Source organism: Mycobacterium colombiense, assembly GCF_001953985.1.
Taxonomy (GTDB): Bacteria; Actinomycetota; Actinomycetes; order Mycobacteriales; family Mycobacteriaceae; genus Mycobacterium; species Mycobacterium colombiense_B.
Genome location: NZ_MBEI01000001.1, coordinates 113,200 through 130,211, shown reverse-complemented (window position 1 = coordinate 130,211; position 17,012 = coordinate 113,200). Strand labels below are relative to the sequence as shown.

At 68.7% G+C, this 17,012-nt stretch carries 12 protein-coding genes; 3 read left to right on the top strand and 9 right to left on the bottom strand.

The features are described 5' to 3' along the window. Position 1: 1 nt before the first annotated feature. From mbtD to A5732_RS00495, 4 genes are read right to left on the bottom strand one after another with little or no spacing between them, the layout of a single operon-like run. Complete coding sequence (gene mbtD / locus A5732_RS00510) at positions 2 to 3,046, bottom strand: mycobactin polyketide synthase MbtD (RefSeq protein WP_076054359.1); 3,045 nt, start codon at positions 3,044 to 3,046, stop codon at positions 2 to 4. Beyond that, positions 3,046 to 4,365, bottom strand: coding sequence for a polyketide synthase (locus A5732_RS00505; protein WP_212568095.1), 1,320 nt, complete (start codon positions 4,363 to 4,365; stop codon positions 3,046 to 3,048). Before A5732_RS00505 ends, mbtD begins: the two co-directional genes overlap by 1 nt. A 5-nt stretch (positions 4,366 to 4,370) precedes the next feature. Next, complete coding sequence (locus A5732_RS00500) at positions 4,371 to 5,126, bottom strand: thioesterase II family protein (protein ID WP_076054248.1); 756 nt, start codon at positions 5,124 to 5,126, stop codon at positions 4,371 to 4,373. Further along, entirely contained in the window at positions 5,123 to 8,638 is a 3,516-nt protein-coding gene (locus tag A5732_RS00495; protein WP_076099931.1) for a non-ribosomal peptide synthetase, read from the bottom strand. Before A5732_RS00495 ends, A5732_RS00500 begins: the two co-directional genes overlap by 4 nt. Before the next feature lie 95 nt (positions 8,639 to 8,733). Here A5732_RS00495 and A5732_RS00490 point away from each other — a divergent pair, with 95 nt between their 5' ends. After that, complete coding sequence (locus tag A5732_RS00490; RefSeq protein WP_076099928.1) at positions 8,734 to 10,398, top strand: (2,3-dihydroxybenzoyl)adenylate synthase; 1,665 nt, start codon at positions 8,734 to 8,736, stop codon at positions 10,396 to 10,398. Between the two features lie 28 nt (positions 10,399 to 10,426). Here the strand turns inward: A5732_RS00490 and A5732_RS00485 are convergent, their stop codons facing one another. Continuing rightward, entirely contained in the window at positions 10,427 to 11,488 is a 1,062-nt protein-coding gene (locus tag A5732_RS00485) for a 3-deoxy-7-phosphoheptulonate synthase (protein ID WP_076099926.1), read from the bottom strand. Between the two features lie 303 nt (positions 11,489 to 11,791). Further along, positions 11,792 to 12,652: a LysR family transcriptional regulator gene (locus tag A5732_RS00480; protein WP_076099923.1), complete on the bottom strand. Its 861-nt coding sequence runs from the start codon at positions 12,650 to 12,652 to the stop codon at positions 11,792 to 11,794. Positions 12,653 to 12,758: 106 nt separating this feature from the next. On the opposite strand from A5732_RS00480, the gene A5732_RS00475 reads away from it, so the two are divergent. Both A5732_RS00475 and A5732_RS00470 read left to right on the top strand, forming a co-directional pair. Further along, complete coding sequence (locus A5732_RS00475) at positions 12,759 to 13,469, top strand: SDR family oxidoreductase (protein WP_076099996.1); 711 nt, start codon at positions 12,759 to 12,761, stop codon at positions 13,467 to 13,469. Positions 13,470 to 13,511: 42 nt separating this feature from the next. Next, complete coding sequence (locus A5732_RS00470) at positions 13,512 to 13,877, top strand: cupin domain-containing protein (protein ID WP_076099921.1); 366 nt, start codon at positions 13,512 to 13,514, stop codon at positions 13,875 to 13,877. Here the strand turns inward: A5732_RS00470 and A5732_RS00465 are convergent. The 3 genes from A5732_RS00465 to A5732_RS00455 all read right to left on the bottom strand — a co-directional run bounded on the left by A5732_RS00465 (position 13,874) and on the right by A5732_RS00455 (position 16,762). Continuing rightward, entirely contained in the window at positions 13,874 to 14,491 is a 618-nt protein-coding gene (locus A5732_RS00465; RefSeq protein ID WP_076054238.1) for a TetR/AcrR family transcriptional regulator, read from the bottom strand. The genes A5732_RS00470 and A5732_RS00465 overlap by 4 nt on opposite strands. A gap of 90 nt (positions 14,492 to 14,581) precedes the next feature. Beyond that, complete coding sequence (locus tag A5732_RS00460) at positions 14,582 to 15,328, bottom strand: maleylpyruvate isomerase family mycothiol-dependent enzyme (RefSeq protein WP_076054236.1); 747 nt, start codon at positions 15,326 to 15,328, stop codon at positions 14,582 to 14,584. Between the two features lie 105 nt (positions 15,329 to 15,433). Beyond that, positions 15,434 to 16,762: a PPE family protein, SVP subgroup gene (locus A5732_RS00455; RefSeq protein WP_076054235.1), complete on the bottom strand. Its 1,329-nt coding sequence runs from the start codon at positions 16,760 to 16,762 to the stop codon at positions 15,434 to 15,436. Between the last annotated feature and the right edge of the window lie 250 nt (positions 16,763 to 17,012).

Genomic DNA, 17,012 nt, shown 5'->3' with positions numbered 1-17,012 from the left:
GCTAGGAGTCCAACCTTTCTAGCATCGCGAGCGTTGAGCGGTGCGCACCGTTGGCGGCTCCGGTGCGTCCGAATGACGGCGCCGCCGCGGGCCCGCCGGTCGAGTCGGCACGCAGCGCGTCGATCAGCTCGGTCACCGTGATGCCGCCGAGCATGCGGGACACCGGAACCGAGCTACCTACCGTGCGGCGCAGCCGCTTACGTAAATCGAGTGCGAGCAGCGAGTCCACACCCAGGTCGATCAGCGGCGTGCCCGGGTCGATCGACAACGAATCACCCAGGTGCAATGTCGCGGCCAATTCGGCCCGCACGATGTCGGCGAGGGGCTTCTCCGCCGCGGCCTCGCGGTCGTCGTCCTCGCCGGCGGGCGAGACGGTGAACGGCATTGGCATTCCCTGGCTTTCGAAGAACACCTGCAGCCGCTCGAAGTCCGCGTCGAAGATCAGTGGATCGCCCTGGTAGCGATACAGGCTGGCTTCGATGGCCCGTTCCGGCTCCATCGCCACCAGACCGGAGCGCTCGGTGCGGGTGATCTCGTTGCCGACCACAACCCCGGCGCCCTGCCACAGACCCCACCGGATCGCCGTGCAGTCGCGGCCGGTGGCGCGCAACTGGGCGGCCAACACGTCGAGCATCCGGTTGGACGCCGCGTACGCCGCGTGGGTGTAGCCGCCCCAGACGCCGAATACCGAGGAGCAGGCCAGGATCCGGCAGTCCGGCCGCAACGGCCACACGTCGGTCAGCATCGCCAGTCCGCGGACCTTGGCCGCGCACACCGCCGCCACATCGGAGCCGGTGAGCTCGGCACGCGAACGCGCCCGCGCGATGCCCGCGGTGTGGATCAGCAACGACGCGCCCGATCCATAATCGGCGGCCACCGCGGCCAGTGCGGCGCGATCGGTGATATCGCATTGCGGCGCGTGCACTTCGGCGTCGAACCGGTCGGCGAGCTCACGCAGTGCGGTCGGGTCAACGCCGTTGCGGCTCAACAGGGTGACGGTCCGGGCGCCGCGTTCCAGGCAATACCGGGCGTACTGCTGTCCGATGGCTCCGCTGCCACCGGTGATCACCACGTCGTCCAGGGTGGCGGCATCGAGGGGCCGCGGGGTCGCCGGTTCGCGACACGCGCGGAACGTCCGGACGTGGCGTCGCGGCGATCCGGTGCCCCGCAACGCGACCTCGGCCGGCTCGCCGAGCAGCACCTCGACGACGGCTGGTGCCGTGGCGGCATCGACGTCGCGGTGCGCGAGGTCGAGATGCCCGAATGCCTGATCCGGGAATTCGAAACCAACGCTGCGATGCATGCCGGCCAGCGCCGCCTGTGCCGGAGAGACGCTGGTGTCATCGCGGTCGACCTGTTCGGCTCCGGCGGTGAGCAACCATACGGCGCGGCATCGCGGACCGATGAGCGCGGGGTAATCGGGCAGGCCCGCATCGGGCCTGCCGGCGATCTGCTCGATCGCGGCGCTGACGTCGAGCCGATCGAGTTCCGGCGCGACCACCACCAGGATTTCCGCCTCGTTCGGCGACACAGCCCGGCAGCCGCCGTGTGCCGCAACGACATCGGCCAGCCGCTGCGTCAGCGCGCCCGCACCGAAGACGCCGATGTCAACAGGGCTCGCGCTCGGTGTGATCGGCGCCGTCGCGGGCTGCCAGTCCTCGACGGCCACGGTGAGCGCAGGAGTCGGCGCCGCTTCGGTCGATCGTTCGGGCGCCGCCCACAGGTGCACCGCCCGCATCGGCGCGTTCGGGAATCCCCGCAGCGCAGGCCGGTCGGCCATCGGGACCGCGTCGACCCACCTGCAGCCGGGGTCGGCGGTCGCGACGGCGGCGATGCTCGCGGACAGCGAATCGGTGATGGATCGGTCGCGATGCCCCGAGCCGACGATGACGGTCGACTCGTCATCGACGATGTCGCCCAGCGGGTAGAGCAATGACGGGTGTGCGGACAGCTCCACGAATGCGTCCGCCCCGCAGGCCCGGGCGTGCTGCACGGCTAGATCGAATCGCACCGTGCCGCAGAGGTTTCTATACCAATAGTCGGAGAAGTCGGTGGTGTCACCCAATTCGGTGCCCAGCGTGGAGCCGATGAACCTCACCGGGCCGTCCCGGAACGCCGACTTCGGTGTCAGCTCGGCCAGGCTCGCACGCAACGGTCGGAGCGCACTGGTGTGGCCGGGATAGTCGACGGACAGTTGCTGGTTGAAGATCCCCCGCTGTTGGGCCAGCCCCGCCGCGGCGGCCACCGCCTCGCGATCGCCGGCGACCACGGTCGACGATGGCCCGTTGACCGCCGAAACTTCCAACCAGCCCGGCGTCTCGGCCAGCAGCGCCTCCGCGATGTCGAGGCCGGCGCCGAGCACCGCCATCGCGTAGCGGCCGGTCAATCGGTCGACGACGCTGGCGCGGGCCACCACCAGAGCGACCGCGTCCGGCAGCGAGATCGCTTCCGCCACAAAGGCCGCCGCCACCTCGCCGAGGCTGTGCCCGATGGTGATGTCGGGCAGCACCCCACAGAATCGCCACGCTTCGGCCAGGCTGACCGCGTGGGTGAACTGCGCGCCCTGGATCTCGGGACGCGACCAGTCACGCTCCTCGTCGCCCACCAGATAGGGCAGCGGAGAAGGAAATCCACCGGATGCGAACGCTTGCGCGCACCGGTCGGCCGCCTCGCGGTAGGCCGGCAGCCGCCGGTAGGCCTCGGCTCCCATCGCCTGCCACTGATTGCCCTGGCCCGGGAACACGAACGCGATGCGCGGCGGCGCCGCCGTGGCGGAGCGCGAGACCAACTCGTGGTCGTCGCCGCGAGCGATCGCGGACAGCCCCGCGAGCAGTTCGGCGCGATCGGCGGCTCGCAGCACTGCACGGTGACGTCGCACCCGGCGCAACCGCAGCAGGGTGGAGGCGACCGCAGCGGTCGGGTCCGTCGCGGTATCGATGCGGCCCAGGTAGGCGGCAATCGCCGCGGCGTCTTGGCGGATCAGCTCGGGGTCGTGGGCGCTGAGCAGCACCGGGACGCGCCCGTCCGGCAACCCATGATTGAGCATCATGCGACCTCGGGGACGGAGACGATCAGATGGGCGTTGGTGCCGGCGATCCCGAACGCGGACGCCGCGGCGGTGCGCTGCCCGTCAATGGCCGGCCACGGTGTCAACGTCTGCGCCAGCCGCAGACCCTGTTTGTCCCATTCGATTTCGGGGCTGGCATCGCCGGCGTGCAGGGTGGCCGGCACGGCGCCGTGTTCGGCGGAGACCAGCACCTTGGCCAACCCCAGGGCGCCGGCGGCGGCCAGCGAGTGGCCCACGTTGGATTTCACCGAGCCCAGCAGTGCTCCGGCGCCGGGTTCAATATCGCCGTAGGTCTGGGCCAGCGAACGCAATTCGGTCCGGTCGCCGAGCCTGGTGCCCGTGCCGTGTCCCTCGATCATCCCCACCTCGTCGGGCTTGATCCCGGCCTGGCTGATGGCCCGCTGGAACAGCCGCACCTGTGCGTCGCCGCTGGGCGCGCTCAGACCGGCGCTGCGCCCGTCCTGATTCATGGCGGTGGCCCGCACCTCGGCCACGATCTGCCGACCGGCACGCAGCGCCGCCGACTTCCGTTGCAGCACAAACATCGCCGCTCCCTCGGCCCACACGGTTCCGCTGGCCTGCGCGCTGTAGGGACGGCAGTATCCGTCGTCGGAGAGCGCGTGTTGTTTGGAGAACTCGACGAAGAAGCCTGGGGACCCCAGCACGTTGACGCCACCGGCGATGGCCAGGTCGCAGTCGTCGTTCTGCAGGGAGCGCACCGCGACATGGAAGGCCACCAGAGCCGACGCGCACGACGAGTCCAGGGTCAGCGCCGGCCCGGTCAATCCCAGGGTGTAGGCGATGCGGCCCGAGATCACACTAAGCGCGGTGCCGGCCAGCAGATGACCGCTGTGTTCGGAGAACTTGGCCATCTGGGGCCCGTATCCCGTGGCCGAGGCGCCGACGAAACAGCCCACGTCGTGCCCGGCCAGGTCGTCGGGATTGATGCCGCTGTTTTCGCACGCACGCCAGGCCACCCGAAGCGCGACCCGCTGCTGCGGGTCCATCACGACGGCCTCGCGTGGTGAGATGCCGAAGAACTCCGGATCGAATGTGGTTGCCCCGGTGAGGAAACCGCCGCGGTCGTGAATCTCCTTGAAACCGCTGCGGCGCGAGCCGGTGAGCAGTTCGCGCACCGCCCAACCGCGGTCGGTGGGAAACGGGCCCAGCGCCTCACGGCCGTGTGCCAGCAGATCCCAGTAATCGTCGGCGGTTTCGATGCCGCCGGGCGCCTCCACGCCCATGCCCACGATCACGACCGGGTCGGCGCGCTCGGCGTCGAACCCGTCGTCAGACATTGGTATCACCCGGCATTCACCTGCGCCGCGATCGCATCGACATGGTCATAGACGTAGAAGTGGCCGCCGTCATACAGCGACACGGCGAAGGATCCGGCGGTGTGCCTTTCCCACTGCCGCAGCACGCCGGTGGCGATGCGGTGGTCGTCATGGCCGCCCAGCACGTGAATGTCGGCGCCGATGCGGACATCGGGGCTGGGGCTGTATCCGTTGAAGGCCTGGTAGTCGGCGCGCACCGCGGTGGTCAGTAGTTCGGAAAACTCCTCGTCGGCAAGCAGTTCGGGGTCGGTACCACCCAAATCGGCGATATCGGCCAGCAACCCGTCGTCACTGGTCGGCAGTTCGGGCATGTCGGCGACGACGCAGGGCGGCGGACCGGCCGACACCCACAGTTTCTGCACGGCCGCGCCGTGCGTTTCGGCGACGCGGGCGAACTCGAAGGCGACGACGGCGCCCATGCTGTGCCCGAACAGCTTCAGCGGCGCGACGCTGGGCCATGGCGCGGCCTGGAAGAGGCTGGCGGCCAGGTCGTGCACGCTGTCGTGAGCGGGTTCGCTGAGGCGGTCCGCCCGCTGCGGGTACTGCACGATGTACGTGTCGCCGCCGGCGGCCAGCGCCGCTGCCAGCACCCGATAGCTCGCGGCGGCGGCGCCGGCGTGCGGAAAGACCACGGTGGCACCGGAGGACGACCCGTTGTTGCCGCCCGGGGTCAGTTTGATCCAGGACGGGAACGTGGTGGTGATCAGGTTATTCAATGTCATTGCGCTATCTGCGATTTCGCGGTTCGCTGGGAGTCGGCCAGAACCGATTCGGCGTCCATGCCGATCACTTCCAGGTACAGCTCGGCGACCTGGTCGAGCCGGTCGGGGTCGTCCTCGGCGGCGCTGAGCACCGCGGCCAGCGCCGCCACGGTTCGGTTGGCGAAGATGTCTGCGACCATGATGTCCGGCGCGTCCAGCCAGGCCCGGATCCTCGCCACCGCCTGGGTGGCGAGCACCGAATCGCCGCCGAGGGCGAAGAAGTCGTCGTCGACTCCGACGTTGTCCCGGCCGAGCAGGTCGCCGACGATCATTGCCAGCGCGGATTCCAACCGCGTCGACGGTGAGCGGTGACCGGGCCGCTGTGCTTGCGAGACGGCGGCTTCCAATTCGCGTGCGACGGCCCGGCGGTCGAGCTTTCCGGCATCGGTGAAACCGATCCGCTCCACCACCGTGATGTGGCGCGGGACCATGTGCGCGGGGACCAGGTCACCGAGACGCTGCCGAATCCGCTCGGCGGTCAAAGTCGTGTCATCGCTACCCACCTGCGCGGCCAGCACGTCGGATTCCCCGGACACGGCGATCAAGGCGGCCACCGCCGTCCGCACCCCGGGCACGCGCCGCAACGCGGTCTCGATCTCGCCCAGCTCGACGCGGTACCCGCTGATCTTGACGCGGTGGTCGGCACGGCCGACAAATTCGAGGGTGCCGTCCGGCCAGTAGCGAACCAAATCGCCAGTGCGGTACCAGGTTCGGCCGTCATGCTCAACGAAGCGTTCCGCGGTGAGATCGGGACGTCCACGGTAGCCGCGCGCGATGCCGCGTCCGGACACCCAATATTCCCCGGCGACCCAGTCGGGGCAGTCGGCGCCGGTGTCGTCGACGACGCGGCAGGCGTTGTTGGGCAGCGGGACGCCGAAGGGCAGGGCGGTCCAGCCCTCCGGTATCGCCTCGGTGACCTCGAAAATGGTGTTGTGCACCGGGGTTTCAGTCGCACCGCCCAGGCCGGCGAAGCGCAGGTTGGGCGCCTCGGATTGGAGGCGGCGCACCACCTCGGGTCGCACCCAGTCGCCTCCGGTGGGGATCACCCGCACCGAAGACAGCCGACCGCGGCCGACTTCGATCAACATCTCCAGCCAGCCGGGCATGAAGTGGAGCACTGTGACTTTGTGAGCGTCGATGAGCCGGGCCCAGGCGTCGGGATCACGCCGCTGCGCCTCGTCGACCACCACGATGGCCCCGCCGGTGCGCAAGGTGACGAACACGTCCATCACCGAGATGTCGCCTTCCAAAGTGGACAGGGCCAGGCATCGGTCCGCGGGGCCGATCTCGAAGTGTCGGCCGATGAATTCCACCGTGTTCATGGCGGCGTCGTGGGTGACCTCGACGCCTTTGGGTTCGCCGGTGGACCCCGAGGTGAACAACACGTAGGCCAGTTCGCCGGGATCGACGCTCGTTGAGGCGATCTCGGCGCCGGCTCGAATCTCGCAAAGCACCTCGGCGATAACCAGTTCGGGCACCGGCAACGACAGCCGTTGTCCGCCGCACACCAGGGCCAGGCTCACCGCACCGGTGTCGAGGATGCGCTCGGCGCGATCGCGCGGCTGGTCGACGCCGATCGGCAGATACACGGCGCCGACGGAGAGGATGCCCAGCAACGCTGGAATCTGCTCGGCGGTCTTCGGGCCCATCACCGCGACGGTGTCGCCGGCCGTGATGCCGGCGGTGCGCAACGCGGCGGCCACGGCCAGCGCCTGGTCGCGCAGCTGCGCGTAGCTGAGGTCGCCCGAACTCGCGAGCACTGCGGGGGCATCGGGCCGCTGCTCGGCTTGCCGAAAGAACCCGTCGTGCAAGGCTTCTCCGCTGGGGTCGGCGGTGCGCGCGTTGGCGGCATCGCGCACCGCTCGCTGCGCTTGCGGCAGCGCCGCGGGGCCCGGCGCGTCCCAGGAGTCGTCGCCGTGGGCCAATTGGAGCAGCTCGTCGATGTGGTAGCCGAACATGGCGTCGATGACCCCGGGCGGGAACATGCCTTCGCGCACATCCCAATTCACCAGGACACCGCCGTTGAACTCGGTGACCTGCGCGTCGAGCAGCACCTGCGGCCCCTGGGAAATGATCCACCCCGGTGCGCCGAATTGGTCGGTCACGTCGCGGCTGAACAGGTCGCCGAGGCCCAGCGCGCTGGTGAAGACCACGGGCGCGAGCACCTGGGTACCGCGATGACGGCTGAGGTCGCGCAGTACCGACAGCCCCGGATAGGCGGAGTGGGCGGCGGCCGTGCGCATCGCGTCCTGCACCACCTGCGCCCGCGCGGTGGCGGTGTCCGCGCCGACGAGATCGATGTCGAGCAGCAGCGATGAGGTGAAGTCGCCGACCAACGAGTCGACGTCGGGGTGCAGGGCCTGGCGCCCGAACAGCGGGACGTTCAGCAGGAAGCGCGAGGTGGTCGACCAGCGCGCCAGGGTGTTGGCGAAACCCGCGGCCAGGGCCATGGCCGGGGTGATGCCGCGCGCCTGGGCGCGGGCAAACAGCGCATCGCGGGTTTGCGGGTCCAGCCAGTGCCAGCGCCGGGTGCTGTGGTTCGAGGCGCCGCCACCGGTCGACGGCAGCGCGGGCGGGTCCGGCAGCTCCGGGAGGCGCTGCGCCCACCACGCCCGGTCCGCCTCGCGCGCGGGTTGCGGCTGCGCGTCTTCGGCCTCTATGGCTTGGCGGTACTGCCGGTAGGTGTAGGTCAGCTCCGGGAGGTCGCGGCCGCCGTAGAAGGCCGCGAGATCGGCCATCAGGGTGCGATAGCTCATCGCGTCGGCGGCCTGCATGTCCAGATCGACGTGTAGCCGCGACCGCTCGGCCGGTAGCAGCGTCATGGCCAGTTCAAACACCGCACCGTCCAGCTGCTGATGCGATTTGGCAACCCGGATCGCGTCGAGCCGCTGCTCGACCTCGTCGGCGCTCAGCGCGCGGAGGTCCTCGACGCCGACCGGGAAGTCGCCGCTCTCGTCGGCCGGGGTGATGCGCTGCGTGCCGTCGGGGAGGAACCGCACCCGCAGCATCGGGTGGCGACGCGCCAGCGCGGTGGCCGCCACGCGCAGCCGTTTGGCATCGATCGGACCACCGTCGAACTCCACGTAAAGGTGCCCGGCAACACCGCCCAGCTGCTGGTTGCCTTGGCGACCGACCCACATCGCATGCTGCATCGGGGCCAGGGAAAACGGCTCGTCCTCGCCGGACAGCTCGGCGTCGCCGGGCTCTTCGGCGGGAACGGTGTGCCGGTCGGCGTCCTGCCCGCCGGCGCAGACCAACCCGGCCCAGGCCTCGACCGTCGGGGTCTCGGCGAGCGTCGCGAAGTCGATGTCGATGCCCTGGCGGCGCCAGCGACCGGCCAACGTCATGATCCGGATGGAGTCCAGGCCCTGGCCGATGAGGTTGCTACCTGGCTGAACCGCATCGACGTCGACGCCGAGCAATTCGGCCACCTCCGCCCGGATGTTCTCCGAGCGTGCCGAGGCGTGCACCACAGACCCTCCCTGAATTAGCACAGGCTGCCCTAATTTTTTGGTTACCCTATCCTTACCCCCTGCGTCCCCGCTACTACGCCCCCGTCTAAGGAGCCATGAGCCCGAACACACCGCAGCCGCCGGCCGAAGTCCTCGACGGGTTCGTGCCGTTCCCCGCTGATCGGGCCGCCGCCTACCGGGCGGCTGGTTACTGGACGGGACGGCCCCTGGACGCGATCCTGACCGACGCGGCCCTGCGATGGCCCGGCCGAACTGCCGTCGTCGACGCCATGGGCGAAACCGGCCTCAGTTATGCGGACCTCGACGACCAGGCTAACCGCGCGGCCAGTGGGCTACGGAGTGCGGGTGTCGCGCCGGGTGACCGGGTGCTGCTGCAGCTGCCGAACGGCTGCCAGTTCGCGGTGGCGCTGTTCGCGCTGTTGCGCGCGGGCGCGATCCCGGTGATGTGCCTGCCCGGCCACCGGGCCGCCGAACTTGGGCATTTCGCCGCGGTGAGCGAGGCCACCGCACTGTTGATCGCCGATACCGCAGCGGGTTTCGACTACCGCACGATGGCGCAGGGGCTCGCCGAGCAACACGCCGCGCTCAAGCACGTCATCGTCGACGGCGACCCGGGACCGTTCACCTCGTGGACACAGCTGCGCGACCAGGCGACCGCCGGCACGCCACCGTCGGCGCCGGACCCGGGATCGCCTGCGCTGCTGCTGGTTTCAGGCGGCACCACGGGCACACCCAAGCTCATCCCCCGCACCCACGACGATTACGTTTTCAACGCGAGGGCCAGCGCCGAACTCTGCGGGCTCACCTCGAACGACGTCTATTTCGCGGTGCTGTCGGCCGGCCACAATTTCCCGCTCGCCTGTCCGGGTCTGCTCGGCGCGATGACCGTCGGTGCCACCACCGTTTTCGGCACCGATCCCAGCCCCGAAGCGGCCTTTGCCGCCATCGCACGCCACGGCGTCACGGTGACCGCCCTGGTTCCGGCGCTGGCCAAGTTGTGGGCGCAAGCCTGCGACTGGGAACCCGTGACACCAAAGACATTGCGCCTCTTGCAGGTTGGTGGCGCCAAGCTGGACCCCGAGGACGCCCGCCTGGTGCGCGGCGCCCTGACCCCGGGGTTGCAACAGGTCTTCGGGATGGCCGAGGGGCTGCTGAACTACACCCGGCTCGACGATCCCCCGGAACTCACCGAACACACGCAGGGGCGACCGATGTCGGCCGCCGACGAATTGCGCGTCGTCGACGCGGCGGGCGAACCGGTGGACCCAGGTGAGGAAGGCGAACTACTGGTCCGCGGGCCGTACACGTTCAACGGCTACTTCCGCGCCGAGCGCGACAACGAACGCAGCTTCGACGCGCAAGGCTTCTTCCGCAGCGGCGACGTAGTGCGGCTGCGCAACGACGGCTATCTGGTGGTGACCGGTCGGGTCAAAGACGTGATTTGCCGTGGCGGGGAAACGATTTCCGCGGCCGATCTCGAGGAGCAGATGCACAGCCACCCGGCGATCTTCTCGGCCGCCGCGGTCGCGCTGCCCGACCCGTACCTGGGCGAGAAAATCTGCGCGGCAGTCGTTTTCGACGGCCCCGAACTGACGCTGGCGGAATTGAACGGCCATCTGGACTCCCGCGGTGTGGCCGCGCACGCCCGCCCCGACGTCCTGGTCGCGATGACCTCACTACCGACCACCCCGATCGGCAAGATCGACAAAAAGGCGATCGCCGGCCGGGTTTCGGCGCAACAAGCAGAACCGCGACGGTAAAGCCGCGCGCTTCTGCCGTCGTCCGCGGTCAGCCCATCGCGGCGTAGAGGTCGGCGAGCAAGCCCGCCGTGGTCCGGAAGTCCATGCACTGATCGGTCACCGATTGCCCATAGGTCAGCTCGCCGCCGAGCGATTGCGCACCGGCCACCAGGAAGCTCTCCAGCATCAGACCGGCGATACCGCGCTCGCCGGCGGCCAGGCGTGCGGCCACCTCGGCCGTGACTTCGGCCTGCCGCACATGGTCTTTGGCGGAGTTGGCGTGCGAGCAGTCGAGCATGACCTGCGCCGAAAGCCCCGCCTTGCTCAGCCGTTCGATGGCGGTGGCCACCGAGGCGGCGTCGTAGTTGGGCCCGGCGGTTCCGCCCCGAAGGATCACGTGGCAGTCGGGGTTGCCCATGGTCTGCACGATGGCCGCGCGACCGACGTTGTCGGTGCCGAAGAAATGGTGCGGTGCCGCAGCGGCTTTGACGCCGTCGATGGCGACCTGGATGCTGCCGTCGGTGCCGTTCTTGAATCCGACCGGCATCGACAGGCCGGACGCCAACTGGCGGTGCACCTGCGACTCGGTGGTCCGGGCGCCGATCGCGCCCCAGGCGACGGCGTCGGCGATGTACTGCGGACTGGTGGGCTCCAGGAATTCACATCCCACCGGCAGACCGACGTCGATGATGTCGAGCAGCAACCCGCGCGCGATGCGGATGCCGCGTTCGACGTCGAAGCTGCCGTCCATGTTGGGATCGTTGATGAGTCCCTTCCAGCCGATGGTGGTGCGCGGCTTCTCGAAGTAGACCCGCATCACGACCTTCAGCCGATCCGCGTACTCGGCGGCGAGCGGCGCGAGCCGGCGCGCGTAATCGAGTGCGGCGACGGGATCGTGCACCGAGCAGGGGCCGACCACCAGTAACAGCCGGTCGTCACCACCGGCCAGGATCGCCGAGATCTCCTCGCGGTCGCGCTGCACGGCCTGGGCGCGCCGCGCCGTCAACGGCAGCTCGGTGCGGATCACGGCGGGAGCCGAGAGTTCCCGGAACGAAACGATCCGATGATCGGACGTGTCGATAGTCGCCGTCTCGCAATTGATGATGGACATGGAGGGTGTGTGCCTTTCTCTGCTGGCTCCCAGGGCACGCCCGCTGGTTCCCGATGCCCTGAAAAACGAAAAGCAGCAACCTTGTGGTCGCTGCCGGGCTCCGGGTATCAGTCGTGCGGTTGCGTCAACCAGACGCTGCATCGCTGGCTCCACCCGGAGCCACGATAAAGCGCCAATACGCGCGCACGCCGATGTTCACGTCGGCGAAGATACCACGCCGGGGCGGCGCCGCTGAAAGCGGCGTCGCGGTTACGCGCGGCGCGGCCCCGGTCCGGGATCGAAAACCGCGGTCGCCGAATCGAATCAGTGCAGACCGAGCGCGGCGATCTGATCGAGGAATGCGCGCGCGGGCGCCGACGCGCTGGCGGAGATGGCGAGGCCGAGGCGCCGCACGGTCTGCGGCAGCAGCGGTCGCACCGCGACACCGTTCAGTTCGGGCAGGCCGGCGCTGGGCAGGATGCTCACCCCGAGCCCGGCGCGCACGATCTCGAGCGTGGCCGCGATCTCGCGCGCTTCGAAGGCCAAGTCGAATTCGATCCCGGCGCGGCGCGCGATCGGCATGAACACCTCCGCGCAGCCGCCGGTGCCGCGGACGAACGGCTCCTTGGCCAGGTCGGCGTAGGTGATGGTGTCCTTGGACGCCAGCCGGCTGTCGGCCGGCACTACGGCAACCATTTGCTGTTCGCCGAGGACCGCCACGTCCAGCCCCTTGACGGGCAGGCTGACTACACCGGCCTCAGCGGCGCCCTGGTCGAGCCAATCCAAGATTTCGTTCTCGCTGCCCTCCAGCAGCCGGATGGTGACGGCGGGATGCCGCTGGGCGAATGCGCGCAGCTGCGGAGCGACGAGCGAGCCGGTGGCAGACGGCACGCTTGCCAGGCTCAGCGTTCCGGTGAGGTCGCCGGCCAACCCGGCGACCTCGGTGCGCATCAATGTCAGCTGGCGCACCGCCTCTCGCGCGTGCGTCAGCGCGATGGAACCCGCTTCGGTGAGGGACAGCCCGTCTCGGCGACGGAGGAACAGCGGCAGCCCCAGCTCTTTTTCCAGGGTGGCAACCGTGCGGCTGACGGCCGGCTGCGATAACCCGAGCCGTCGGCCCGCTGCCGTGAAGCCACCCTGATCGACCACCGCAATGAACGTTTTGAGCTGCGACAACGTCGTCATCGATCCTCCATAAGACCAATGTGATCACCCATATCAACAACATTATGAGCGATTGGCTTTCCAAAACGTTTAAGTAATCATACGAATGCCTTCCAAGGAGGACACCATGACCACACGGCGAGTACTGATCACCGGGGCATCGAAGGGAATTGGGCGCGCGGTCGCGGACCGCATCGCGGCGGCCGGCGACATACCGATCGGGCTGGCCCGCACCCGGCCCGACGACTTCCCGGGCGAGTTCTACGAGGCGGACCTCGCCGACCGCGCCGCCACCGACGCCGTGCTCAAGCGCGTGCTGACGAACGGGCGCGTCGACGCGGTGGTCAACAACGTCGCCGTCGCCCGATTCGGCCGCATCGGCTCAATCGATTTGGACGATCTGTTCACCACGTACGACCTGAACGTGCGCACCGCCGTCCAGGTGGTCCAGGCGGTGCTACCCGGCATGCTCGCCAGCGGGTGGGGACGCATCGTCAACGTCACCAGCCTGACCACACTGGGCACTGCGGAGCGCACGCCCTATGCGGCCACGAAGGCGGCGCTGGAAGCGTGCACCCGGATCTGGGCCGGCGAGCTCGCCCAGTCCGGCGTCACGGTCAACGCGGTGGCGCCCGGACCCATCGAAACCGAGATGTACCGCGAACTCAGCCCGGCCGGATCCGAGCGCGAAGCTCGTGTGCTGCAGACTATTCCGCTGCGCCGTGTCGGCACACCGCACGAGATCGCACACGCCGTCTGCGCGCTGCTCGACGAGGACGCGGGTTATATCACCGGTCAGATCATTCGGGCCGACGGCGGCGGAAGCATCGCCGCATGACGGCCCTGCTACTCGAGGATCCGATCAGCAGGGAGAATTCTTATGAGCCACAATCTTTTACAGAATGTCATCGCACCGGAGGACATCGTCTGGCATGAGACCGATCTCGGTCCGAACTTTTGGACCAGTGATGAGCTGGTCGGCGCGGAATACTCCACGCTATTCAGCGCGCAATTGACGAAGTTCGGCCCCGGCGGCCGATCCTCGCCGCATCACCACGACTATAACCACGCGTTCTATTTCCTTACCGGCACCGGTCGCGTGCAACTCGGTGAGCAGGTTTGGGAGACGAAGGCGGGCACATTGGTCAAGGTCCCCGCTAACGTCGTACACAGTCTCGTCAACACCGGCGCCGACGACCTTGGATTCCTCGTCATCTACGACCCACCGCACGTCGCCACGGACTAGCCGGAAGTGTTGGCGCGCAACGCTTCGAGCAGTCTGTCCATCACCGCGCCGGCGTCCGCCCGCGCCTGGCGCTGATCGTCGGCGCGGGCGATGTAGAGCGTTGCCTCTCGCAGCGCGCCCATGATCGTCAGCGCCGTCGCCTCGACGGGCTGGCGGGGGATGGCGCCGGAGTCGATGGCCTCGGTGATTAGCCCGGTCACGAACCCGATGTTGTAGCGGTGCCCGATGTCGCTCCAGCGTTCCCATCCCAGCACCGCCAGCGCCTCGAGCAAGACGATGCGCTGGATCTCGGGTTCGGCGCACGCGTCCAGCCAGAGCCCCGAACACAGTCGCATGATCTCGATCGGATCCGAGTGCCCCGCAGCGGCGACGGCCTCCCCCATCCGGACGGCCATCTCCCCCTCCACCTGCTCGAAGACCGCCGCGAACAGCTCTGTCTTGTCGGCGAAATGGTGGTACAGGGCTCCGCGTGTCACCCCCGCGTCGCGGACGATGGTTTCCAGGGACGCGTCGGCGAATCCCACCGACGCGAACAACGGCCGCGCGGCACCCATCAGCGCCTGACGCGTCTCGGCCGCGCGTTCGGCCTGCGTGCGGCGACCGCCCTTCGCCATCAGCCCTCACCTTTCACACCGCCCGTGTCATACATACCGTATGCAGGTCGTGGATTGCGGTACCGGCGAAGTGGCGTCGCGGTTGTCTCGTCAGAACACCCTGAGCCGGCGCACGATATCCAGCGCTGACGGGTCACCCTCGGCCTGCACGCCGAGGCCCTCCCAGGCGCCGCGCTGGGTGACCCACCGCACGAAGGCCTGGGAATCGGACGTGATGCGCGCCGCGGCGGCGGAGTGGGCGCCGAGACGCAGGGTCCGGGCGCACAGACCGTCGAGGCGAATCTCCACGCCGGCCGATAAGTCGTTGAGCAGCTTGACATTCTGCTGTGGCAGCGCCGCTTCAATCCAGTCGAGCGTGGGGGCGAGCCGCAGCTCGTCGACGGGCGGCGGGTCCCCATCCAACGGTCCATCCGGAGGAAACAGGTCGTACCGTGTGTGAATGAAGGCCTCGAAGACGAACGTCGTCGGCACCACCGAGGCCGGGTAGGTACCGACGTCGCCTATGGGTATGTCGACGTCCTGGCCCTCGATTGCCGCGAGCACCTCCAGCCCGCGCGCGCTGACCGATTCATAGTCCGCCACAACCTCTTTGGGGGTCATCGAGCGTCGTGAGTCGACATAGAGGTCCGCCGCGCGTTCGGCGGGCATTCCGCCGGGGTTGGGCAGCGTCGACGGATCGACCGCCAACCAGAAGCTGCACGCCATGTGCGACACGAGGTCCTGCACCGACCACCCGGAGCAACCACTCTCCTTCGCCCACAATGGATCCGGCATTCGCGAGCAAAGCTCCAACACGATTCTGCGTTCTTCCGCTATGGCGTCGAGCGTGGCACTCATGAGACCCCTACCTACTAGATACATACCGTATGTATGAACATACACACTGTATGTATGAAGTCAAGGGCGAGTCGGGAGCCGGTGATGAGGTTGGCGTTGCCCGGCTCAGCCGGTGCCGAGCAGGCGTTGCTTTTGTTCGGCGAATTCGGTGTCGGTCAGCGCGCCGGTGGCTCGCAGTTCCGCGAGTTTGCTTAGCACGTCGGTGATTTCGCGTAGCTCGGCGGCGGTTCCGGTCGGCGCGCTGCGCTGCGACTGCCCACGCTCTTGCGGCGCCGCCGCCGCTGGGACCTGGCGGCCGGGCGCCTCGGTCGCGCCGGCCGGTTGGCGACCCCGGGAATCGGGTGCGCCGCGGCCGGGCATCGCCATCAATGGCGCACCACCGAACAGCGGCATCTGGCCGCTGAACAGCCCGGAACCGGCGCGACTCGCCGGAACAGCGCCGGCGGCGGGCGACTCGAGCGCGGTGAGGCGGACTTCCGGTGCCGCCGTCGACCAACCCTGCGGCACCGACATGCCGCCCAACGAGTTCGCACGCCCCATTCCGGCGGACACCGTCGCCGCTTTTCCGGACGGGCGCGAAATCGCCGGCTTGTCCGGCACGGCCTTCAACTTCGTGCCCGGTTCCACAATCTTGTGTTCGGTGTCGGAAATGAACCCCGCGGCGCCCGATACCCCGATCAGCCCGGTGCCGTTGCCGAGGAATGCGGAGCCGAGCGACACCAGGTTGTAGGGGTTCATGAAGCTGGAGAAGTCGCTCAATCCCGAGGACGCCGTCGACGACGTTGTGAGGCTTTGCAGCGCGTTCGGCACCGCGGACATCGTGTTGCCCGACAGCCCCGACTGCGCGTGTCCGGCCGAGGTACCGGCGGCCTGTGTGGTCGCAGCGGTCTGCGCGGCCAGCCCGCCCTGATTGGTCGTCTGCTTGGGCGGGGTGAACGGTGTCACCTGCGAGGCCGCCTGCGACGCGCCCGCATAGCCATACATCGCGGCGACATCCTGGGCCCACATTTCGCCATAGGCGACCTCGGTGGCCGCGATCGCCGGCGTGTTCTGGCCCAGCAGATTCGTGGCGACCAGGGACGACAACTGGGAACGGTTGGCCGCGATCACCGACGGGTGCACCGTTGCCGCATACGCCGACTCATAGGCCGTCGCAGCGGCTTTGGCCTGGGCGCCGGCTTGCGTGGCCTGCTCGGCAGTGGCGTTCAGCCAGGCCACCTGCGGTGCGGCCGCGGCCGCGGTCGCCGCCGCGGACGGCCCCTGCCACGGTTCACTGGTAAGCGCCGAGATCACCGACTCGATGTTGGCCGCCGTGGTGTGCAGCTCACCGGCGAGCTCATCCCACGCCGTCGCTGCGGCCAACAGTGGGCCCGCGCCGGCGCCTGCATACATGCGGCCGGAATTGACCTCCGGCGGCAATACCGCGAAGTGCATCGAGTTCCTCTGGGATCGTGGGGGCATCGGTCATCTGACCCCCGCTCACGTCCCCTTTGGTACCACGCGTTCCCAACTCTCAATCCTGCGCGCAACATCGGCGCCGAGAGCGGCGTCCCTCGCCGATTGCGCTGCTGCGCTGGCATTTCCAGTCAGCCGCCAAAGTCGTTGCCACCGCCCTGACTGGTGCATGAACGGAAAGTGAACATATTCACACCGCGGTTCCGGTACCCATAACCAGTCGCTTCGA